The sequence below is a fragment of the Microbulbifer discodermiae genome, from assembly GCF_040742695.1.
In the GTDB taxonomy this organism is placed as follows: Bacteria; Pseudomonadota; Gammaproteobacteria; order Pseudomonadales; family Cellvibrionaceae; genus Microbulbifer.
In genome coordinates this window covers 1-21702 of the sequence record NZ_JBFLAB010000053.1, presented here as the reverse complement: position 1 = coordinate 21702, position 21702 = coordinate 1, and the positions used below count along the sequence as shown (strand labels likewise).

The following is a 21702-nucleotide window of genomic DNA, read 5'->3' as shown; positions in this document are numbered from 1 at the left end:
GATGCCTTGTATACCGTCACGCATTCACAAGAAATCTATTTTAATTTAATGCTTCAGTGGGGCCTTGGGACGTTACCAGAAAACCTATATGAAGGTGTTACTGCAGAAGGTACTGCAGCTTTAGATGCGGCTGCTGAAGGTGATGCTCGCATGTTTGGAAATCATGCGATAGGTATTATCGGTGCAGTGACTTTAAGGAGAGGAGTTATTGTAAAGAGGGTAGACCCGAATACCCTTCAGAGGACACACAGTATTTCCGGGAAAAGATCATCGGAAAAAGTAGATCAAATTTCTGAAAGTATGCGTAATGATGGCTTTGTTGGCAACGGTATTGACGTTGTTGAGTACAACGGTCAGCGCTTTATTATTGATAGCCATCATCGAGCAGCGGCAGCACGAAGGACTGGTACAAAAGTAAACGTAAATGTTGTCGATGATATAGCCAATCACCCAAGTAGCTTTAATAGTATTGATGATGTTTTGAAATCTGCTGATTCAGTCGGACCTGACAGATTGAGGCCTCCTAGATGATGATCGATGAAAATTTAAAGACGGTTATTGATGATTACCTTGGGGAAGTACAAAAAGGCATCAATTTATTTAAGTCGAAAATTGGGGATACTCCTCCGTTAGTTGCTTGGCGCAATAAAGATATTCCTCAGAAAGGCAAGCTTTCGGACGATGTTAAATATGAATTTCATGGTATTGGGTGTGTATTGATTTTTCCAGAGTATGAAGTTGATTTTGATTTTGGCCCTGATAATCGAAGTGATGGATTTGATTTGTGGCGCTTGCACTTGTACGTATCGAATAGAGCAAAGAAATACCCTTATTTCCAGGATGAAAAAAAACTAAAGAAAGAGTTTGAAAACGCTATAGAAGCCAGTGCGATTGCACAATTAGATCATCCCTACAGTAACTTGTATTTCTATGCATAATCGGATAATTTGTAATAAATGGTCCGAAGTAAAATATTGACACGATACTCTGCTTCCCATTCTTACTTGGCACCACAAATTCAAAGTCTCCCGACAGACCCCTCTGTCGGGATTGGTTTTTAGCGGGTTTGTTCAACAGTCAGCACCAGACACCCCGCCATCACCCTGACCTTGACCGGTGTATTGATCTCAAAACCGGCTTGGCGCAGCCAGTGGCCTTTCATCTGAATCCACGGCACTGAGCGGTTGCCGGAGTAGGGGGACTGTGCCTTGAGGCGGTATTCATAGCCGCTCTTGTTATCAAGTACCTTAGTGGCTGATCGCTGTGGCCCGTGAGAACCTTGATGGACCATCTGCAAGAGTCGTCTAAATGTACTTTCATCATGGCGAACACGGATTTCAATTTTCTTCATTACTCAGCAAGGCTGACAGCATTGAATGCTTGTGCTCTCACAAATGAAAAAGCTGAGGGAATTCAAGTAGATATCATGAAGGCTGTTTAAAAAGTAAGCACTCTTACGATCCTAATAAGTTCCAGCGATCACTCCTCCCCACGCCTATGAATACCACCTCAAGGCGCAGTCCCCCTACTCCGGTAACCGCCGCTCAGTGCCGTGGATTCAGATGAAAGGCCACTGGTTGCGCCAAGCCGGTTTTGAGATCAATACGCCGGTCAAGGTCAGGGTAATGGCGGGGTGTCTGGTGCTGACTGTTGAATAGCCCTGCTAAAAACAAAGCCCGACAGAGGGGTCTGTCGGGAGATTTTGGATTTATGGCGTCAAATAAGAACGGGGAGCTGAATGTCTTGTCAAAATTTTCTCGACCTAAATTTTCAATTATTTTCACGTGATTAATCACTATTGGGCCATGTCAAAATAGCGTTTGAATGCGAAGCACCTTCTATCAGCTCATTATTTTTTAAGTCTATCACTACGTGTAACCATGATTCACATGAATCGTTTAATCTGTGTCGGTCTACACTAATAAATGAAGTTTGAACATACTTTTTTAACTCCCCATCTATTTGATCTGCCATACGCAAGTCAGGCCTGTTGACTCTCAAAAATATTTGTGAGAGCCATGTGTCAAGTCGAAAATTTTCTTCGTGGTTAACTGGACACAAATACCCCTCTGCCTCTTCGGATAGGCACGCCGTCCCACCGACTTGGTTGAAATAAATAACCCCAGTTTTTTCCATAACTATTAGGGCGCAGCCAAGCATGTCCCACAAGCAAACTCTCTTCATAATTGAACCATGATTACATTGAATGAGAAATCCTAAAATGATGAAGGAGAATGCAAAAAAGCGTTAAGCGTTACACCTTGAGCAGCTGCCCCTCGCAAGAACCTCGCATCCGACGTAAAAGTTGTAATTCCTAACCTATCCCCTGTTCCAAATATAAGTTTGTCCGTACCACTAACACTCCCAGTTGTCCGCATTGACATCACTCGCGCTGATGGACTATTTGGAATGATTGATGTTTGTGACAAAATAGCTGCAGCAGATAGAATTACTGACTCTCTTCCATTTCTAGCAACCGATGCTGCAAATTCAGCATAGGCCATGTGGGTTACAAGCATCTTTCTGCCCCTAATTGCAGCATAAATAGCCGCAGCAGCCTCAGCGTTACCAGAAGCAAGCGCTCCTGTAAGCGCTCTTAAAGTTCCCGTGTCTAAATTTACTGCCCCCTTTGCACTGCGAACCGCCTCAAGTGCACCAGCATCCGTCAAAGTCTTCCCCGCCTGCAGGCGGTCACTTAGGGGTACTCCATCACCCATCTCGGGTGTAATTGCCATACCGGCAATTACACCCGCAGCAGCACCTAAGCCGGCCATAGCGCCACTTAATAGCTTACCTAAAACCCCTCTTGCTGCTGTCCCCGCAGCACCAGCAGCAATCGCAACTCCAGCATTTGCTTGATTGGCTTCATTACCGTGGCCATCATCAACTGCATCTCCACCACTCTGAATCTGCTGGCGAGAACCCTGGTTATTTGTATCTTGAGGTGCAGCTTGCTGGGAAGCTGCGCCTGAACCTGGATTTGAAGCGCCATTACTGCTCACCCCAAGCGAAGTTACAAGCTTTGAACTACCAACGGTGATTGCTCCATTGACATTTTTCGCCTGAGATACGTCCTTCTTGATATGGCTGCCAGTTACTTTCTCTATCTGCGCCGAATACCCACTTGGGTCGGTCCCCGCTAACGGATTATTCATGATATAGCTATAGGGATTCAAGGACTGGGAGTTGCCTGGCGCCTGGATAATCGGGTCCACCGACAGGAACCGGCCCAGATGGTAGTCATAGGCCCGTCCGTTCATATGGATCAGCTCTACATCGTCCAGGTGCTCGTGGTCGGTAAAGCCCCGGGTGGTAAAGGCGCTGTCGAGGACGGCAGGGGTTTTATCGAGGATATTGCCCAGCTGCGGCTTGCCGAAAGGATCGAATGCGCGTTTTGCGCTTTTCCTTAGCCAGCGAAATTGGAAAACACCGCAAACCCCCGCCAGCCGTGGGCTGTAGTGATGTTCAGGATTTCACAAATTGAAGAAAAATGAAGAGATTTGAAAAGATTTTTCACAGCCAAAAATAGCCGAACGCCAGTAACCACGGGCTTTTCCAATCAGTGCCCAGTTTTGAATCAAAATTGAAAGGCGGGGTAGGGGGAGGTCAAATTTTAGTTGAAATAACCGCCAGCGAACGGGGCAGAGATGAGACTTTCCGATTGGATCAATAGCGCCGCTTTAGCTGCCAGTTTGGGGAGTTCTAATTTCGCGTTGAGACTTGGTTGAGACCTTGCGGAAATTAGTACAAAAAAAGCGCAATCGGGGAAAATCGATTGCGCTTTTTATACTGTATAAATCGTTGATTTTACAGCTTTTTTTATGGCGGTGGGGCAGGGATTCGAACCCTGGGACCTGTTACAGTCAACGGTTTTCAAGACCGCCGCTTTCGACCACTCAGCCACCCCACCGGTTTGTGGGGCGCATTATACCGGCAGTGACTGCCGGTACAAGCCCACCCACGTTTTTTTTAGCGGTTTCAAGGAGTTAGCCGTATTTTGTGCAACTCTCGAACCGTAGACAAAGTGCCAGTATCAGCTAGCCTCCGCAGAACCATCGGCATCTACAGCTGCTGTGTAGGCGCTGTGGCGTTGACCCCGAGGGTCGTTAGCCGGGCGTTGCAGGTCTCGCGGGCTATGCTCGATTGCGGCCGGATGTGCGGTGTCGAGCGGATGCGCCAAGCCGATGTTTGGATGAGAAGTTACAATCGCCAACTGCTGTAACGGCTGTGGGTTGATCCGGGGATCATTGCCAGCGCGGCCACGGGCCTGGGGCTCGCCTGTCGCTTTCGGAGCCAGCGCGATCGCTTCCTCAACGTCTGTCCGCGCAGCGATTGCATTTGGCTGGGGTGCAGATTCAGCAGGTTCGGCTGGGGTAGCCGAAACACTGGCCTCTACCTGTGTCGTTTCACCCAGCTCAGTCTCTCGCAATTCCTGCGCCGCTGGCAGTTCAATCACTGCTTCGACGATTTCGTTGCTGACGACTGTGCTCTCGGCCAATTCCAGCTCCACAGGGGCGCTGTCCTCTTCTGTTTTCGGCGAGCTGGCCTGCAGGATCCCGGTCTCGGGCAACGTTGGGCTAACCGTTTCCGGGACGGGTTCGGTTTGCGCCTCGACAGGTGTGTCCACAAGGTTGGTTGTCTCTTGTGGTGCCTCTGTGTTGGCAGGGGCCTTAGTTTTGGGCGCCACTTCAGTATCGGTTGCTAGGGGCTTTTGCGCAGATTTGGTCGCTTCACCCTCCGCTTCGTCGATTGCTTCGTTGACTTCCCGGTTCAGCTCTTCCTGATCCCTGGCGACGGTTGCCGCAGCCGGGTTGTCACCGCGGCGGCCGCGACGCCTGGGTTGTGGCCGGCCCCGTACATTGCTGGGGCGGCGCGCCGGACGCTCCTGGTCCGCGGGCGCTGCATCCTGCTCACTCGCCGCCGGTGCAGGTGTTTTGGCCGCGGGGGTTTCGGTTGCAGCGGTTTGGACCTTTTCCTGACGACGCTTGCCCTCGCCACCGCGACGTCGGCGACGGCGTTGGCCTTCGCCCCGAGATCGCTCACTGCCAGCCTCGATATTGTCCTCGCGCTTGGTTTCCTGTGATTCCCCTTTGGCGGTCCGCTCGCTGCGATTGGAGTGTTGCTCTTTATTTCGCTCTGTGCGACCGCCGCGGGTGCCCCGCTTGCCGCGATTGCGCTGGCTCTGGTAATTCTTGCCCCGACCTTTGGTTTTCTTGTGCTTTTGTTTGCTGTCGGCTTCATCCCCGAACAGCGCGGCAATGGCCTGGAGCAATCGGGCGATCAGGCCGGGCTTCTCGCCACCGCGTCGGGTGGCTTTGGCCCTGGTTTTGGGGCGCTCGGTGGGCGTTGGTGCGGGGGCAGTATGAGAGAGCTGTTGCACCGCGGGCTGGGCCACCGGGCGGACCGGTTCTTCGCTTCTGGTAGTTTCCTCTGCTGAGCCGGAAATTTTGTAAGAGGTCTCGAGGGTGGTGGCATCGTCATCACGCAGGCGCTGAACCTCGAAGTGCGGCGTTTCGAGGTCGGTATTGGGCACCACTACGACACGGGTGCTGTTGCGGGATTCGATTTGGCTGATGGCACTACGCTTTTCATTTAGGAGGTAGGTCGCGACATTGACCGGAGTAATGGCGCGAATCTCCGCGCTGCGCTCTTTTTTCGCCTCTTCTTCCACCAGGCGCAGGATCGACAAGGCGAGGGACTTGGTGCCGCGGATGGTCCCCTGGCCGCTGCAGCGGGGGCAGACTCGGAAGGTGGTTTCACCGAGCGAAGGGCGCAGGCGCTGGCGGGACATTTCCAGCAGACCAAAGCGTGAAATACGCCCGACCTGCACGCGAGCGCGGTCCATGCCCAGGGCTTTCTCCATGCGCTTTTCCACTTCGCGCTGGTTCGACTTGCTCTGCATATCGATAAAGTCGATTACTATTAGGCCGCCCATATCCCTGAGTCGCAATTGACGGGCAATCTCATCTGCAGCTTCCAGATTGATCGAGCGGGCCGTTTCCTCGATATCTCCACCTTTGGTGGCGCGTGATGAGTTGATATCGATGGACACCAATGCCTCGGTCACATCGATCACTATGGAACCGCCGGAGGGGAGCTTTACCTCGCGCTCGAAAGCGGTTTCTATCTGGCTTTCGATCTGGTAGCGGCTGAACAGGGGAATGGCGTCCTGGTAGTTTTTCACCTTGCCGGCGTAGTGGGGCATGACCTGCCGTGCGAACTCGGCGGCCAACTCGTAGGCACCGGCATCGTCGACAATGACTTCACCAATTTCATCCCGCATATAGTCTCGAATGGCGCGGATGATTACGTTGCTCTCCTGGAAGAGGAAGTGCGGCGCCTTAGAGGTATCGGCCTCTTTTTTGACGGCGTCCCACAGTTGCAGCAAATAGTTGAGATCCCACTGCAGTTCCTCTCCACTGCGGCCAACCCCAGCTGTACGGACGATGATGCCCATGCCGGTGGGAACTTCCACATTGGAGAGCGCTTCGCGCAGGTCTGAGCGCTCATCCCCTTCGATTCGGCGCGAAATGCCGCCGGCGCGGGGATTGTTCGGCATCAGAACCAGGTATCGCCCCGCGAGGCTGATAAATGTGGTGAGTGCTGCACCTTTATTGCCGCGCTCTTCCTTGTCCACCTGAACGATGACGTCCATGCCTTCCTTGACCACATCCTTGATCTTGATGCGGCCTTCGATGTCTTTGGGCTGCTTGGTGAAGTACTCGCGGGAGATTTCTTTTAGAGGAAGGAATCCGTGGCGCTCCTCGCCATAATCAACAAAAGCCGCTTCCAGGGAGGGTTCCACGCGGGTGATCCTGCCCTTGTAGATGTTGGCCTTTTTTTGTTGGCGGGTCCGGTTTTCAATATCCAAGTCGTATAGCCACTGGCCGTCGACCAGGGCTACCCGCAACTCTTCCGGCTGAGTTGCATTGATCAGCATTCTCTTCATATGTGTCTTTTATCCTCGCATTGCGCGCGGGTCAGACACTGAAGCTTGCAGGCTTGTCGAATGGCCGTCCTGTATCCAGGAAACTTAGGCCAAGCACGGATAGATAGGCGGGCGGAGCGCGGCCAAAATGACTGGCCCGACAACTCTCTCCCCGATCATCACAGTGCTACAACTCGGAATACGCGCAGTCGGCGCGGTATTCGTATCAACAGTACCATTTGTCGTCTGGTACCGCACAGCTCGCGGCAACAATTACTGCCCGCTCGCTGACCGCCCCCGTCCTGCTTGCGGCGAGTGGCGGTGTCATCTTCTTTCGGGTAACTCTGCCCTGGACGACTTATGGCCGTACCATGTTGGGTCTGTAAGTTGTACCGCTGGATCCTCCAGTGGGAGGGTATCCGCGTTACCAGTTCGGTCGCTGGTTGTATCTACTGCAGAGTTACACGTCAGTGTTTGAGCCTTTCGTTCAAGCGCTGCGGGCTCCAGCCCGTCTTACCCTCGCGATATTTCCCGCGGTGACGCGGGTGTCAGTGCCGGCGAGGTGCCCGAAGCCTTTGGGTGGGGCGCAACCTCGCAGGCGAAGTTTTGTTGACAATGCGGCAGCCTGCCGCGACCCGTTTATTGGCGGTATTTTCTTTTGAACGATGTCCGAGGTTCACCTCAGGGGAATCCGCATCGCCGAAAACCAGCCCAATTTGGGAGGCGGCAATATAGCACGGAGCCGATGAAGCTTCAATTGTGGCCCTGGGGCGGCTATGATCCGCGCCTATGCGTAATCATCTGCCTTCTCACCCGGCTTCCCGGACTGAGACTTCGCCCCCTCCAGACTCCTCCTCCTCCGCTGGGGTGCAGTACTTAACGGTCCCCGCTGAGCTGGCGGGTCAAAGGATCGACAATTTTCTACAGGCTCGACTGAAAGGGGTGCCTCGTTCACGCATTTACCGCATTTTGCGCAAAGGGGAGGTGCGGGTAAACCGGGGCCGGGTCAGGGCGGAGTACAAATTGCGTACGGGGGACTTGGTTCGTTTACCCCCGGTTCGCACCGATGAGCGTCAGCCAGCCCCTCGGGCCGGAAGGCAATTGCGGCGGCTGATCGAAAAATCCGTGATTTATGACGAACAGGGGCTGCTGATTATCGACAAGCCCGCCGGTCTCGCTGTCCACGGTGGCAGTGGTGTAAGGCTGGGATTGATTGAGGTTTTGCGGCAGATGTATCCCGAGCAGCCGTTTATGGAACTGGTGCACCGGCTGGACCGGGATACCAGTGGCGCCATAATGGTGGCGCGTAAGAGATCGGTACTGCAGCACCTCCAGGCGGAGCTGAGAGCGGGCAGGGTGGGCAAGGCCTATTTGGCGCTGGCCTGCAGCAAATGGCCTCGCGGGCATCGAGTAATTGAGATGCCACTCAAGAAGAACACGCTCAAGAGCGGTGAGCGGATGGTTGTTGTGAGCCCGGAGGGCAAACCGTCGGAAACCCGCTTTCGGGTTCTGGAGCGGTACCCGCTCGCTACGCTGGTGCGGGCTGAGCCGGTGACCGGCCGTACACACCAGATTCGCGTTCACGCACAGTCGGTGGGATGTCCGCTGGCGGGGGACGCAAAGTATGCCCAGGAGGGCGAGAACGAGAAGTTTCGCACGCTGGGGCTAAAGCGCCTGTTTCTACATTCCGCATCCCTGGACTGTGATCTGCCCGATGGGGGCAGGATTCGCGTTGAAGCGCCTTTGCCTGCAGAGCTCGAAAGGGTGCTGGATAGGCTACGCGCCGGTTGAGTCACTGGAGTCGTCATCAATTCAAAGGGTGGCAATCCGATTGGTCAGGGATGACCTGTTGAATTGTCGGTTTAATAGTGAAGGCTCGGCAATTGTCGGCACGTCAATTTAGTAATGTGGGGGGCGGACATGCTGGTGATCCTGGATTGGGACGGGACTGTGTGCAATTCCCAGTCGCGCATTGTGTCCTGTATGCAGAGGGCGGCTGACCGGGCAGAACTCTCGGTGCCAAGTGCCGAAGCAGTGGAGAATATCATCGGGCTTGGCCTGCCTGAAGCGACAAGCGTCCTCTTTCCTGTGGCAACCGCCGCGCAGCGCCGCCAATTGCGGGATCTGTATTCCCAGGAGTGGTTGGCGGCCAGGGGGGAGCCGTTGCCGTTATTTGACGGCGTGCGTGCCACACTGGATGGGCTCCTTGGCGCTGGACATCGGCTGGCGGTCGCTACCGGCAAGAGCCGGCGCGGACTGAACCGGGAGTTCGAGGAGCACGGAATTGGCGGCATCTTCACTGCCAGCCGCTGTGCGGACGAAACGGCCTCCAAGCCCGACCCCCGAATGCTGAAAGAGCTTCTGCAGGAGACCGGTTGCCCGGTCGGGGAGGCAGTGATGGTGGGGGATACAGTCTACGATCTGGAGATGGCGGCCTCCATGGAGATGGCGGCAGTCGGCGTCAGTTACGGTGCACACCACCCGGACAGGCTGAAGGAATGCAAGCCCAGTGCCGTCATCGATCATTTTTCCGAGCTTCTTGAGTGGCCTCCACTGGTTTCCTAGGGGCTGATTCCTCGGTCAGCGGATCGATTCCGAATTGCTGCAATAGTTTAACTAATCGAATTAATGGGAGACCAACTAAGGAATTTATATCAAAGCCTTCCATTTTTTCGAATAGTACGATGCCTAACCCTTCGACTTTAAATGATCCCGCACAATTGTATGGTTTTTCCCTTTCAACATAGGATCGGATTTGTTCTTCGCTGAGTGAGCGAAAGTAGACGTCAAAAGTTTCCACTTCAGTGACCTGATTTACCGAGCTGGTATCCAGCAGGCTGAGACCGGTGTGGAATCTGACCTTTTTGCCACTGCAAAATTGAAGCTGGCGCAGGGCTTTCTCCCGGCCGCCGGGCTTGCCCAAGACCAGTCCTTCACAGCAGGCCACCTGATCCGAGCCGATGATGAGGCTATGGGGATGCAGGGCCGCCAGTGCGAGTGCTTTTTCCCGTGCCAACCGGGCGGCGCTTTGCGCCGGGGTTTCCCCGGCAAGTGGCGTCTCATCGATGTCGGGGGATGTCGAAATAAAGGACAGGCCGAGCCGCTGGAGAAGCGACCGCCGATAGGGAGAGCTGCTGGCTAGGATGAGTTTGCGGGACATGGATTACCTCGCTTTGATTGAGGTCAAATTCACTACCGGGGGCGCGATATTGCGGTGATTGATTTGTTTTGACAAGGGTTTGGAGAGTCCATAGAATTGCGCGCTTATGTCGACCGACCCCTCTGTAAACAGGCTCCCAAGAAGTGTCAATGCACGGAAGCTGGTGCAATGCGAGCAGCAGCTCGAAGGTGTTGTAGCCGCTGCTGAGTTGGAACGCCTGGGGCAGGTGGTCGAGTCTATCGATGGGGATATCAACGCCAGGCTCAGCTTTGAGCGTGGTCCCCTCGGTCACCTGATGGTCAGTGGTAGCGCTGACTGTCGGGTAAAAATACTGTGTCAACGCTGTCTGCAGCCAATATTGAAAGAGGTTGAGACGCAGTTGCACTGGGGCATAGTGTGGTCTGAAGAGCAGGGGCAGGCACTGCCCAGGGATTTGGACCCGGTCATACAGGATGGCGATGAGCTGAATCTGTATGACGTATTGGAAGATGAGCTTTTACTCAGTCTGCCGATGGTTGCGTATCATGAGGACCAGTGTGTCGCCCCCGATCGCTTCCTCTCCAGTGACGCGGATGACCCGGCGGAAGGAGAACAGCGCAAAAACCCCTTTCAAGTGCTGGAACGGTTGAAGGGTTCGTCAGGCAAGTCTTAATGGTTTGGCCGACGGGTTTGGGCTCGCCGGTAGGCGCCCCGATTCCAGTGTAATTTAGTTATATTAGGAGCAAGCCATGGCTGTTCAGCAAAACAAGAAAACTCGTTCCCGTCGCGGAATGCGTCGGTCCCACGATGCTCTGGGTGCAGGTGCGACCCTGTCCGTGGACCCCACCACGGGTGAGAAGCACCGTCGTCACCATGTGACCCAGGACGGCTTTTACCGGGGTCGCAAAGTGATTGAAACCGGCGACTCTGAAGAAGAGTAAGTTTTTGCCCAGCCAATTGCGATTGGCGGTGGACGCGATGGGCGGGGACTTGGGTCCCCGCTCTGTCGTTCCGGCCTGCGCCAGATTTCTTCAGCGATTTCCCCCTGCGGAGCTACAGCTCTACGGCCCCCCAACAAAGTTACGACCCCTCATGGGCGCCTATGCCCCCGAGTTGACTAGGCGTCTGCGGCTGGTGCACTGCGAACAGGTTGTCACCCAGCATTGCAGCCCTGTACAGGCCCTGAGACGTGGGCGGGAGTCCTCTATGGCGGAAGCGCTGCGCGCGGTCGGCAGTGGCGAGGCGGATGCCATGGTCACCTCGGGCAATACCGGAGCCCTGCTCGCCCTGAGTAGGAATATCCTGGGGACACTGGATGGCATCCGTCGTCCGGCGCTGGGCAAGTCAGTCCCCAGCCAGAATGGTTCCTGCTTTTTACTGGATCTGGGCGCCAACATCGATTGCAGCGCTGAGGATCTGCAGAACTTTGCCCGTATGGGCATAGAGGCCCAGCGGGCGCACACGGGGCAGCAACAGCTGCGGGTGGCGCTGCTGAATATTGGGGCCGAAGCCGGCAAGGGTCCCGGTGAAATTCGCCGCGCGGGCGAGTTGCTGGAGGCGGACCCCCAGATAAACTACGCAGGGTTCGTGGAGGGGCACGATATATTTACCGGCGATGTGGACGTGGTGGTTTGCGATGGCCTGATGGGCAATGTGGCCATCAAGGCGGCGGAGGGGGTTATTCGACTAATTGGTCATAAACCCTTTACCCTGGAGGCAACCGGTCCGGTTAAGCGCTTTTTTGGCCAATTAGCCATAAATCTGTTGCGAAAATGGCGCACAAACGTAGAACCCTCTCGCTATAATGGCGCCAGCTTTTTGGGGGTAAAAGGCAATGTGGTCAAAAGCCACGGTGGTGCCAGTAGTGAGGCATTCTACCGGGCCATGATTACCGCCAAAGAATGTGCGGAAGCGAATTTGGCCGACCGACTGGTTTCCGCAATGGTGAGAGCGCGGGACTGACTGCGGACTCTCTACCGAATCGCCACACAGGTTTAAGGATGTTCCATGACTAATGCCAGGCTCGCATTTGTCTTTCCCGGCCAGGGTTCACAGAAGATCGGAATGCTGGCTGACGCCGCCACCGAATTTTCCGAAGTCGAGGCCACCTTTAGCGAGGCCTCTGAAGTACTCGAATACAATCTCTGGGACCTCTGTCAAAATGGCCAGCCGGCCGACATAAATCTCACCGAACGCACTCAGCCTCTGCTGCTTACCGCAAGTGTCGCACTCTATCGCGTTTGGCGCGCCCAGGGTGGAGCGGAGCCCGCACAAATGGCAGGACACAGTTTGGGGGAGTGGTCTGCACTGGTCTGTGCAGGTGTGGTTTCCTTTCGGGACGCAGTGCGTCTCGTCAGGGAGCGGGGCCGCTTGATGCAGGAAGCGGTGCCGGCGGGACAGGGGGCCATGGCGGCGATTATCGGCCTGGAAGACAAAGTCGTAGAGGACGCCTGCGCCGAGTCGGCGCAGGGTCAGATCCTGGCTGCGGTCAATTACAACTCCCCGGGGCAGCTTGTTATAGCGGGTAGTGTCGCGGCAGTGGATCGGGCGGTGGAAGCCTGCAAAGCGGCGGGAGCCAAACGGGCCAAACTGCTGCCGGTCAGTGCACCTTTCCACACCGAATTGATGCGCCCGGCCGCACAAGCTCTGGCTGCACAAATCGAACAGACAGAATTTCGAGTGCCGGACGTTCCCGTAGTTCACAACGTAAACGCCAGTACAGAAGTGGACCCGATATCCATCAAGCGGTTGATGGTGGAGCAAATTTACAGCCCGGTGCGCTGGACCTCCTGTGTCCGGAGTATGGCTGCGGCAGGGGCTGAGATATTGCTGGAGTGCGGTCCCGGCAAGGTCCTGGCGGGACTCACAAAGCGTATTGATCGCAACCTGACAAGTTTGACGGTAGAGGCGCCGGAGCAGCTGAAGGCAGCCTTGGCGACTGCGGCCGAGTAAATCCCATTGCGGGGTATTAAGGGAGTAACAATGACACTGAAAACCTCACTGAAAGGCAAGGTAGCACTGGTTACAGGTGCCAGTCGTGGAATTGGCGCCGCCATTGCGGATATGCTTGGGGCTCAGGGCGCTACCGTGATCGGTACTGCCACCAGCGAGGCCGGCGCTGAAAAAATAACCGCGCGGTTCCGGGAGCAGGGCATAGAGGGTAGCGGCATGGTATTGGATGTAACCAGTGCCGATAGTCTGTCCGCATTGCTGAATACCATGAAGGAAAAGTTTGGTGCCCCGACCATCGTTGTCAACAATGCCGGTATCACCAAGGATAATCTGCTGATGCGGATGAAGGATGAGGACTGGAACGAGGTTATCGCCACCAACCTGTCGGCAGTCTATCGCATCAGCAAGGCGTGTCTGCGGGATATGGCCAAGTCGCGCTGGGGCCGCATTATCAACATCAGTTCCGTAGTGGGCAGTATGGGCAATGCCGGCCAGTCCAACTATGCTGCGAGCAAGGCGGGAGTAGCCGGTTTCGCACGCTCGCTGGCGGCCGAGGTTGGCTCCCGGGGGATTACCGTTAATACGATTGCCCCGGGCTTTATCGATACGGATATGACAAAGGTGTTGCCGGACGCGCAGCGTGAGGCATTGCTGGGTAAGATTCCTCTCGGCCGCCTGGGTCAGCCGGAGGAAATTGCATCGATTGTCGCTTTTTTAGCCAGTGACGCCGGGGGCTACGTGACTGGTGAAACCATTCACGTCAACGGCGGCATGTATATGGCCTGACCAATACATTAAAAAACCTTTATAACTTGCTGATAGTTAAAGGTTTTTTGGTCTAATTTTCACCTGAGAGTAGGGGTGCATTACATCCCGGATAATTCGGGGTACAATGCCGCCTCGAATTAACCAGAAGCTGTGTGACCCGGTCGTTATGTATGCTCATTGTGAGCGGTAAAACAACAATGACGGCTACAACAGATTTTTATCCACTAGGAGTTAAATTGAATCATGAGCAGCATTGAAGAGCGCGTTAAGAAGATCGTCGCTGAGCAACTGGGCGTTAAAGAAGAAGACGTGAAGCCGGAAGCCTCTTTTGTCGAAGATCTGGGCGCTGACTCCCTCGACACAGTTGAGTTGGTGATGGCTCTGGAGGAGGAATTTGAAACTGAAATTCCCGACGAAGAAGCTGAGAAGATTACTACTGTTCAGTTGGCCATTGATTACATCAAGGACAACTTGGCGTAACCCCCGCTGGGCAAGTTAGCGCTGGGGCAGTTTTAGCTGCCCTAAGCCATCGATCTGAGAGCCGTTCTATGTCACATAGCGCGGCTCTCACTTTTTAGTCGAATGGAAATGTGGCCGCTGTGGATCAAAAGTCCCTGGGGGCGGCGCGGATATTTCCAGGTATCAAACACATTTGTGAGGGTACAAGCGTGTCGCGTAGAAGAGTAGTTGTTACCGGAATGGGCATGGTCACTCCGCTGGGCAACACCCTGGACGAAACATGGGCGGCGATTCTTGCGGGAACTAGCGGTGCCGCGCCGATTGAGTCCTTCGATGTCTCGGCTTTTTCCACCCGCTTTGCCGCCACAGTAAAGGATTTTTCGCCCGCGCCCTGGCTGGCGGAAAAAGAAGCGCGCAAGATGGACATGTTTCTGCGCTACGGATTGGTTGCCGCAGTTCAGGCTATGGAGGACAGTGGCCTGGAGGTGACCGACAACAATGCCCATCGCGTGGGCGCATGTATCGGTTCCGGTATGGGAGGTATCGCAGCCATCGAGCAAAATGCGCTGCTGATCAGGGATAAGGGACCGAGGAGGGTATCTCCATTTTTTGTCCCCGGTGCCATTATCAACATGGTGGCGGGAAACCTGTCGATCAGATACGGCATGAAAGGGCCGAACCTCTCCACCACCACCGCCTGTACAACCGGTACCCACGCGGTGGGGTTGGGACTCCGTGCAATTCAGTACGGAGATGCCGATGTGATGGTTTGCGGCGGAGCGGAAATGGCCACCACGCCGGCTGGTCTGGGGGGCTTTTGTGCCGCTCGCGCCCTGTCGACCCGAAACGATCAGCCGCAAGCCGCCAGCCGTCCCTGGGACAGGGACCGCGATGGTTTTGTTCTCGGCGAGGGCGCCGGTATTCTGGTGCTGGAGGAGTATGAAACCGCCCGGGCCCGCGGCGCCAAGATTTATGCGGAATTGAGTGGACTGGGCATGAGTGGCGATGCCCACCATATGACTTCGCCACCGGAAAACGGAGAGGGTGCCGCTTTATCCATGCGCAATGCCCTGCAGGACGCGCGCCTGGACCCGGCGGACATCAGTTATATCAACGCCCATGGCACTTCCACTCCGCTGGGGGATAGGGCAGAGGTTAGTGCGGTGCAATCCGTATTTGCCAACCGTGCGGAGCAACTGGCGGTTAGTTCCACTAAGTCCATGACCGGACACCTGCTCGGAGCAGCGGGTGCCGTCGAGGCGATTTTTGCAACATTGGCGATCCGAGACCAGGTGGCTCCCCCGACAATCAATCTCGATCACCCGGATGAGTTCTGCGAAGGTATCAACCTGGTGCCACACCAGCCTCAGGAAATGAAAGTGGATGCGGTACTGTCAAACTCCTTTGGTTTTGGCGGTACCAATGGATCTTTGATTTTCCAGAGGGCCTGATTAGTTAGGCTGGTTCGCATATTTGCGACAGTGGTGACTAACAAAATAAACGGAGCTACTTGGTTTCCCGTTACTTAAGCCAATTTTGGCAACATTTCCCGAAGCTGGATGGATTGGAAAGTGGGAAACGCTTCGCGATGCTGATGGATCCGTCGCCTATCTATTTGTGGGCAAAAATAAGCTTGATTTGAATGAAAAATAACCACTTAAGTCTTTGTAGGGTCAGCCACGGTGAAGTAGTGTGTTTACCAGATATGTCGATTCACGGATGTTTCTGATGGATAGTTGAGCGCCACTGCGGCGGACAAATTAAATTTCGGTCCATTTTTGATTAAATTGTCTATTTATCATTCTGCTCGATGATGAGAAATACTATTAACAGTTGAAGCAATCTTTGAAGGAATCGCACACTGGTAGATAGATTTTTGTCTATATAACGATGGAGAAGCAGTACACACTGAGGAACGTAGTTGGCTCGACATCTTATACGACTTGTTTGGAGAGTCATTGTACATGCAGTTTTTGGTATTTCTATTCGTAGTGACTCAATTATAGTGGAGAGATTTGATGAGTTTAATGTTGCAAACTTCCAAGGCGTTGCAAACTCCTACAGCAATTGCGCTGGGCCACTAATGAGGATTTCACATTGATTTAAAGTGTAAAAGAATAGACTTGTTGTTATCGAACTCCTATTTAGAGTTGATTTGCCATGCTGTGGCCTTCCTACTGTATGTCAAGGTTGCTGGAATCTAAACTTTGCTTCTCCTGTTATGACTACTCGCTGCTATTGGGCTCGGACCAATGACAAAATTAGTTGAGAGGGCTATATGCGCAAGATATTAGTTACCGGTGCCAATGGGTTCATAGGTAGGGCATTGTGTCGTTATCTAGCAGCTAACTACTTTGATGTACAAGGGCTTGTGCGCCTAGCACGTGAACGCGAGCAAGGCATTGATTACGTGGAGCTGGATCTTGAAAAAGCAGGTGATTTGAACGTGGCGTGCCACGGAGTAGATTGTATCGTACACTTGGCTGGCCGTGCTCATGTTGTAAGCGAAAATGATCAGTATCCTCTAAAAGCTCTTCGCAAGGCAAACTGCATGGCTAGTTTGCGTTTAGCTCGACAGGCTGTAAGGTCAGGCGTGCGCCGTTTTATTTTCATTAGCTCTGTGGGTGTGAATGGGCCGGAAACTTCTTTCCGTCCTTTTGACGAAAACGAAGAGGAAAAGCCTTTTGCGGATTATGCGATTTCCAAGTTTGAAGCAGAGATGGGGCTGAAAAAGTTCTTTACCGATACGGATACAGAATTAGTTATAATTCGCCCGCCACTCGTTTATGGTGTTGATGCCCCGGGAAATTTTGCACGATTACTCAGCCTTATAGCCACAGAATTACCTTTGCCTTTAGGCCGCATTAATAATCGCCGTAGCATCGTTTCAGTTGACAATTTAGTGAGTCTAATAGTTCAGTGTATAGAACACCCAGCGGCGGCTGGTCAACTCTTTCTTGTGTCGGATGGTGAAGACATTTCTACTGTGGAAATAGTACAAGCGCTTGCGCGCGGGATGGACAAAAAGTCACTGATAATCTCTGTTCCCGACGTATTATTAAAGTTTGGAGCGAAATTGCTTAAAAAGGAGTCCCTATATGTACAGCTTTGCCGTTCTCTACAGATAGATTCTTCTAAAGCTCAAAATTTACTCGACTGGAAGCCGATACGAACTACAACTGAAATGCTAGAAGAGGTTGGCCGACTCTATGCATGCCGGAAATTTGAGACTTGATTATACTAGACAGAGTTTAGATTTAGTGAAATTAAGGAAATAGCGAACTACTGTGTCAGCAGCAAGAAAAAAGTTATGATCTATCAACACTGTCATCTTTGGGTAGTCTGACAAATGAGCCTTTGGTTATTACTGCCGATTATGATCGGTACTTCGTTTTTTATAACCGGCGCTTTACGTCGTTATGCCTTAACTGGGCGTTTAATGGATATACCAAATTCTCGCAGTTCACATTCGACCCCAATGCCACGCGGTGGTGGGGTGGCTATCGTACTTACTTTCTTGTCAGTTTTACCGTTTTTGGCATTGAATCATATGCTGTCTTGGAGCTTGATGTTGGCTCTACTAGGCTCAGGTTCTGCGGTAGCCATAATTGGTTTTTTGGATGATCACAGTCATATTCCTGTGAGCTGGAGGCTGTTGGGACATTTTGGTGCAGCTATTTGGGCATTGTTTTGGTTGGGAGGGCTGCCGCCGTTTAATCTATTCGGCATGTACTTCGATCTGGGGTGGGTTGGTTATACATTGGCTGTGGTCTATCTCGTATGGTTGTTAAACCTCTATAATTTCATGGATGGGATAGATGGCATCGCGAGTGTGGAAGCAATATGTGTGTGCATGGGTGGAATGCTATTGTACACAACGTTGGACTTCCCAGGCTCTCAACAAGCTATGGCTTGGATTATGCCGATGCTATTGACGGCTGCAGTGGCGGGCTTTTTGTTTTGGAACTTTCCGCCGGCGCGGATCTTTATGGGTGATGCCGGCAGCGGATTTCTGGGTATAACTTTGGGCATACTATCTCTACAAGCCGCTTGGGTGGCGCCGCAGTTCTTATGGTGCTGGTTAATTCTGCTTGGAGTTTTCATAATAGATGCTTCTTGGACTTTGATTCGCCGATTTCTCCGTGGAAAGAAAGTGTATGAGGCACATCGAAGTCATGCTTATCAGTACGCTTCGCGTCATTTTGGCAGGCACTTGCCGGTAACTTTGGGAGTAGTGGGGATCAATTTATTTTGGTTATTGCCGATTGCGCTTTGGGTAGCCTTGGGAAAAATCGATGGTTTAACTGGGCTGCTGATTGCCTACTTTCCGTTGGTGATGCTGGCGGTAAAGTTTAAGGCAGGGAAAGCGGAATAAAGTGGGTCTTGTTAGAGCGGCACCGTTTGTAGATAACTGTTGATCAGAGTTGAACGGACTTTATAGCATTTGTGAAATACCAATACAGAGATTAGTATGCTTACGTCGGTGAGTGCGCAATTGTGAGTAGAGATACAGCGTTATGGTGAAAAATACGGCGATCACACTGTCCACAGCTCAAATCAGCGAAAGCTACCTTAGTAATACTGAGGTGGCTAAAACTTATGGTGTGTACTCGAGTAATTTTTGTGTCTTAGTGTTGGGCCATATAAGATTTATGCGTTGTGTATAGGGTATTGCCAGTAAGAGATAGTCAATGGCACCTGAAATGTTGTGGATTGAAAGATGACTTTTGGAATTGGGGTGGGAGAGTGAACCATGCACAAGTTGCGCAGCTCACTGTTGGGTTTGTCGCGTCGAAATAAGCGTATCTTACAAGTCGCGACCGATGTACTGTTGATATGGATGGCTCTTTGGCTAGCGTTTGCAATTCGATTAGGGTTAGAAAAACCTGTTAACCCTCTTGCCGGATATGTATGGTTGTTTATCACTGCGCCATTGATTGCGGTACCGATTTTTATAAAATTTGGCATGTACAGAGCGGTGATGCGCTATTTTGGCAAAGATGCGCTGATCACTATATTTAAAGCAGTAACACTCTCAGCTTTGGTGCTGGCATTGGTGGTCTATTGGTATCGAGAATCTCCAGTTATAGTTCCGCGCTCCCTAGTCTTCATCTATTGGTGGTTGAGTCTGATAATGATTGGTGGCCTTCGTTTAGCGATACGTCAGTACTTTACTGGCAGTTGGTATGAGGCAGCAACACAGGTTCCATTTATCAAGCACGGTTGTCATTTGCCTAAGGTAGCGATCTATGGTGCCGGCTCAGCAGGTAATCAATTGGTAGCGGCTTTACGAATGGGGGAGGTCATGCGGCCCGTGGCCTTCATAGATGATGACCTTGGTATTGCCAATCGTAAAATTGCAGGCTTAAAAGTTTTTAAACCCAAGCACATTAAAACGATGATTGCACAGACCGGTGCGCAGGAAATCCTCTTGGCGATTCCATCTGCTTCCCGTGCGCGCCGCCGAGAGATACTTGAGTTGCTTGAGCGCTTTCCTTTACATGTACGCAGCGTACCGGGATTTATGGACTTGGCGAGTGGTCGTGTCAAGGTCGAGGATATCCAGGAAGTTGATGTTGCAGACTTGCTTGGTCGCGACCCCATACCGCCACAAAAAGAACTGTTTGAACGCTGTATTCGTGGACATGTGGTGATGGTAACTGGCGCCGGGGGCTCAATTGGCTCGGAACTTTGTCGGCAAATTGTGATGACGGGTCCAAGCACACTGCTGTTATTTGAGCAGTGTGAATTTAATCTTTATAGCATCCACACCGAGCTAGAGCAGCGGATTCGTCGCGAGTCACTGCGGGTGCGACTGATGCCAATCTTAGGCTCCATTCGCAATCCAGACCGCTTACTGGATTTAATGCGCTCATGGAAAGTAAGCACTGTATATCATGCTGCGGCATACAAACACGTACCGATGGTTGAGCATAACATCGCAGAAGGTGTGATGAATAATGTGTTCGGTTCCCTATATACTGCGCAGGCTGCGGTAAAGGCAGGAGTCGAACATTTTGTATTGATTTCAACTGACAAGGCGGTGCGTCCGACCAATGTAATGGGTAGCACGAAACGTCTTGCGGAAATGGTGCTGCAGGCTTTGAGTAAAGAGTCTGCTCCTACGCTATTCAATGATGGAGAAGTAGTAAATCAGGTAAACAAAACTCGCTTTACTATGGTCCGATTTGGCAATGTGCTAGGTTCATCGGGTTCGGTAATTCCACGTTTTCGGGATCAGATTAAGCGTGGTGGCCCGGTAACGGTAACGCATCCCAATATCACTCGATACTTCATGACTATTCCTGAGGCCGCTCAGTTGGTCATTCAAGCCGGAGCCATGGGACTAGGGGGCGACGTATTTGTCCTCGATATGGGAAGGCCTGTAAAGATTGCCGAGTTGGCAGAGAAGATGATTCACCTTAGTGGTTGCACAGTACAATCCGAACAGGACCCGCACGGTGATATTGCGATCGAGTTTACTGGTTTGCGTCCTGGCGAAAAACTCTATGAAGAATTATTGATCAATGACGATGTCAGCCCGACCGATCATTCAATGATCATGCGTGCTACTGAAGATCATTTATCTTGGGGGGTATTTAAGAAAATTATGGCCCAGTTGCTTAATGCAGTAAAGCAGGATGACTACGAATGTGTACACCAGCTGTTACGGGAAACAGTGAGTGGTTATACTCCAGATTCTGAAATAGTTGACTGGATTCACCAAAAACAGTCCACAAAACCTGAGTTGGTATAAAATTTCTTTTCAAACTTGTGCCAGGAAGACATTTAAACCTGCGTATGCAGGCAACAGGTCAAGCTTATTGATGATCAGGTTGAGGCTGAGTAGCCTGTTTACACACCCTGAACTCTGATGCTTTTAGATAAGACACGATCCGGCGTACTTCGCCATCAACGAAACACTCCAGTGAGTGGACTCATGAGGAATGCGGCTCGTCGTCAATGTGAGAAGATGGTTCACAATCTCGGCGTCAATTCCCGACGGTCGTCCTGGCCTTGCCTGGTCAAGCAAACCCTCCGGGCCCGATTCGATAAAGCGCTTCTTCCACTTGTGAACTATCTTGCGAGACACGCGCTGGGCCGCAGCCACATCAACAGACTGCTAGGTAGAACGGCTCTTTATACGACTAAAAGGGTTCCAGAATCTTTAGCCGCTTTGGCAAGTTGGGCATAGCATTCTGGTTTTTATCAAGTTTTAATTCATCGCTGACAGGTTGATTAGTGTAGACAGGCCCTAAGAAAAATTTTGGGGATCTCCCTTTGTCCCATGGGATTCAATAGACCAAGTAATTGGTAAGCGTCCGGCAAACTCATCTACCAAGCCAAATTCTGCGCTGTAATTTAGGTGTCCACCTATCAACAAGTGGACACCTAATATGAGTGAAATTATCCCTGCTAAGAAACCCGTGAAGCGTCGCCGGCATTCCCCGGAGCT

Annotated in this window: 23 protein-coding genes and 1 tRNA gene; 16 read left to right on the top strand and 8 right to left on the bottom strand. The window is 52.3% G+C overall.

Annotation, left to right across the window (positions count from 1 at the left end; translation table 11 throughout):
* The first annotated feature begins 6 nt into the window (after positions 1–6).
* The gene (locus tag AB1S50_RS15755; protein ID WP_367151917.1) at positions 7–531 is read left to right on the top strand and encodes a ParB/RepB/Spo0J family partition protein; all 525 of its coding nucleotides are present in this window, start codon (positions 7–9) and stop codon (positions 529–531) included.
* Positions 528–938, top strand: a complete 411-nt coding sequence (locus AB1S50_RS15750; protein ID WP_367151915.1) for a DUF6896 domain-containing protein — start codon at positions 528–530, stop codon at positions 936–938. The genes AB1S50_RS15755 and AB1S50_RS15750 overlap by 4 nt, the downstream gene beginning before the upstream one ends.
* 119 nt (positions 939–1057) lie before the next feature.
* Here AB1S50_RS15750 and AB1S50_RS15745 read toward each other — a convergent pair whose 3' ends face one another.
* Positions 1058–1351: a SymE family type I addiction module toxin gene (locus tag AB1S50_RS15745; RefSeq protein ID WP_367151914.1), complete on the bottom strand. Its 294-nt coding sequence runs from the start codon at positions 1349–1351 to the stop codon at positions 1058–1060.
* Between the two features lie 127 nt (positions 1352–1478).
* On the opposite strand from AB1S50_RS15745, the gene AB1S50_RS15740 reads away from it, so the two are divergent.
* Positions 1479–1658: a SymE family type I addiction module toxin gene (locus AB1S50_RS15740; protein ID WP_367151922.1), complete on the top strand. Its 180-nt coding sequence runs from the start codon at positions 1479–1481 to the stop codon at positions 1656–1658.
* A gap of 130 nt (positions 1659–1788) precedes the next feature.
* Here the strand turns inward: AB1S50_RS15740 and AB1S50_RS15735 are convergent, their stop codons facing one another.
* Both AB1S50_RS15735 and AB1S50_RS15730 read right to left on the bottom strand, forming a co-directional pair.
* Positions 1789–2136 carry a DUF6210 family protein gene (locus AB1S50_RS15735; RefSeq protein ID WP_367151920.1) on the bottom strand — a complete coding sequence of 116 codons (348 nt, stop codon included), beginning with the start codon at positions 2134–2136 and terminating at the stop codon, positions 1789–1791.
* Positions 2137–2216: 80 nt separating this feature from the next.
* Positions 2217–3260 (bottom strand): DUF1308 domain-containing protein, encoded by a 1044-nt coding sequence (locus tag AB1S50_RS15730; protein ID WP_367151913.1) that lies wholly within the window; start codon positions 3258–3260, stop codon positions 2217–2219.
* Here AB1S50_RS15730 and AB1S50_RS15725 point away from each other — a divergent pair, their 5' ends adjacent.
* Positions 3261–3410, top strand: coding sequence for a hypothetical protein (locus AB1S50_RS15725; RefSeq protein WP_367151912.1), 150 nt, complete (start codon positions 3261–3263; stop codon positions 3408–3410).
* Positions 3411–3822: 412 nt separating this feature from the next.
* Here AB1S50_RS15725 and AB1S50_RS15720 read toward each other — a convergent pair.
* Both AB1S50_RS15720 and rne read right to left on the bottom strand, forming a co-directional pair.
* Positions 3823–3910: transfer RNA gene (locus AB1S50_RS15720), tRNA-Ser, on the bottom strand.
* A 123-nt stretch (positions 3911–4033) separates the two neighbouring features.
* Positions 4034–6949, bottom strand: a complete 2916-nt coding sequence (gene rne / locus AB1S50_RS15715) for a ribonuclease E (RefSeq protein WP_367151910.1) — start codon at positions 6947–6949, stop codon at positions 4034–4036.
* Between the two features lie 768 nt (positions 6950–7717).
* Here rne and rluC point away from each other — a divergent pair.
* Together rluC and AB1S50_RS15705 are read left to right on the top strand one after the other, a co-directional pair.
* Positions 7718–8719, top strand: coding sequence for a 23S rRNA pseudouridine(955/2504/2580) synthase RluC (rluC, locus tag AB1S50_RS15710; protein ID WP_367151909.1), 1002 nt, complete (start codon positions 7718–7720; stop codon positions 8717–8719).
* Positions 8720–8848: 129 nt separating this feature from the next.
* Positions 8849–9493, top strand: a complete 645-nt coding sequence (locus AB1S50_RS15705) for an HAD-IA family hydrolase (protein WP_367151907.1) — start codon at positions 8849–8851, stop codon at positions 9491–9493.
* Here AB1S50_RS15705 and AB1S50_RS15700 read toward each other — a convergent pair.
* Positions 9444–10088: a Maf family protein gene (locus tag AB1S50_RS15700; protein ID WP_367151906.1), complete on the bottom strand. Its 645-nt coding sequence runs from the start codon at positions 10086–10088 to the stop codon at positions 9444–9446. The genes AB1S50_RS15705 and AB1S50_RS15700 overlap by 50 nt on opposite strands.
* Before the next feature lie 163 nt (positions 10089–10251).
* Between AB1S50_RS15700 and AB1S50_RS15695 the strand changes: the two genes are divergently transcribed.
* From AB1S50_RS15695 to AB1S50_RS15650, 10 genes are all read left to right on the top strand, one after another.
* Positions 10252–10740: a YceD family protein gene (locus tag AB1S50_RS15695; RefSeq protein WP_367151905.1), complete on the top strand. Its 489-nt coding sequence runs from the start codon at positions 10252–10254 to the stop codon at positions 10738–10740.
* A gap of 76 nt (positions 10741–10816) precedes the next feature.
* Positions 10817–11008: a 50S ribosomal protein L32 gene (gene rpmF, locus AB1S50_RS15690; RefSeq protein ID WP_367151904.1), complete on the top strand. Its 192-nt coding sequence runs from the start codon at positions 10817–10819 to the stop codon at positions 11006–11008.
* A 4-nt stretch (positions 11009–11012) separates the two neighbouring features.
* A complete protein-coding gene (plsX, locus tag AB1S50_RS15685) occupies positions 11013–12029 on the top strand; it encodes a phosphate acyltransferase PlsX (protein ID WP_367151903.1) in 1017 nt (338 codons plus the stop codon).
* A 45-nt stretch (positions 12030–12074) separates the two neighbouring features.
* Positions 12075–13019, top strand: coding sequence for an ACP S-malonyltransferase (gene fabD, locus AB1S50_RS15680; protein ID WP_367151902.1), 945 nt, complete (start codon positions 12075–12077; stop codon positions 13017–13019).
* Positions 13020–13049: 30 nt separating this feature from the next.
* On the top strand, positions 13050–13805 hold the full coding sequence (fabG, locus tag AB1S50_RS15675) for a 3-oxoacyl-ACP reductase FabG (RefSeq protein ID WP_367151901.1): 756 nt from the start codon (positions 13050–13052) through the stop codon (positions 13803–13805).
* Positions 13806–14030: 225 nt separating this feature from the next.
* Complete coding sequence (gene acpP, locus AB1S50_RS15670; RefSeq protein WP_367151900.1) at positions 14031–14267, top strand: acyl carrier protein; 237 nt, start codon at positions 14031–14033, stop codon at positions 14265–14267.
* 188 nt (positions 14268–14455) lie between these two features.
* Positions 14456–15697, top strand: coding sequence for a beta-ketoacyl-ACP synthase II (gene fabF / locus AB1S50_RS15665; RefSeq protein WP_367151899.1), 1242 nt, complete (start codon positions 14456–14458; stop codon positions 15695–15697).
* An 827-nt stretch (positions 15698–16524) separates the two neighbouring features.
* The gene (locus AB1S50_RS15660; RefSeq protein WP_367151897.1) at positions 16525–17481 is read left to right on the top strand and encodes an NAD-dependent epimerase/dehydratase family protein; all 957 of its coding nucleotides are present in this window, start codon (positions 16525–16527) and stop codon (positions 17479–17481) included.
* A 114-nt stretch (positions 17482–17595) separates the two neighbouring features.
* A complete protein-coding gene (locus AB1S50_RS15655; protein WP_367151896.1) occupies positions 17596–18621 on the top strand; it encodes an MraY family glycosyltransferase in 1026 nt (341 codons plus the stop codon).
* Positions 18622–18999: 378 nt separating this feature from the next.
* A complete protein-coding gene (locus AB1S50_RS15650; RefSeq protein WP_367151895.1) occupies positions 19000–21003 on the top strand; it encodes a polysaccharide biosynthesis protein in 2004 nt (667 codons plus the stop codon).
* A gap of 123 nt (positions 21004–21126) precedes the next feature.
* Here the strand turns inward: AB1S50_RS15650 and AB1S50_RS15645 are convergent, their stop codons facing one another.
* Entirely contained in the window at positions 21127–21357 is a 231-nt protein-coding gene (locus AB1S50_RS15645; protein WP_367151893.1) for a helix-turn-helix domain-containing protein, read from the bottom strand.
* Between the two features lie 144 nt (positions 21358–21501).
* Positions 21502–21702 (bottom strand): hypothetical protein (locus AB1S50_RS15640; RefSeq protein WP_367151892.1); only part of this gene is annotated, 201 nt, incomplete at its 5' end.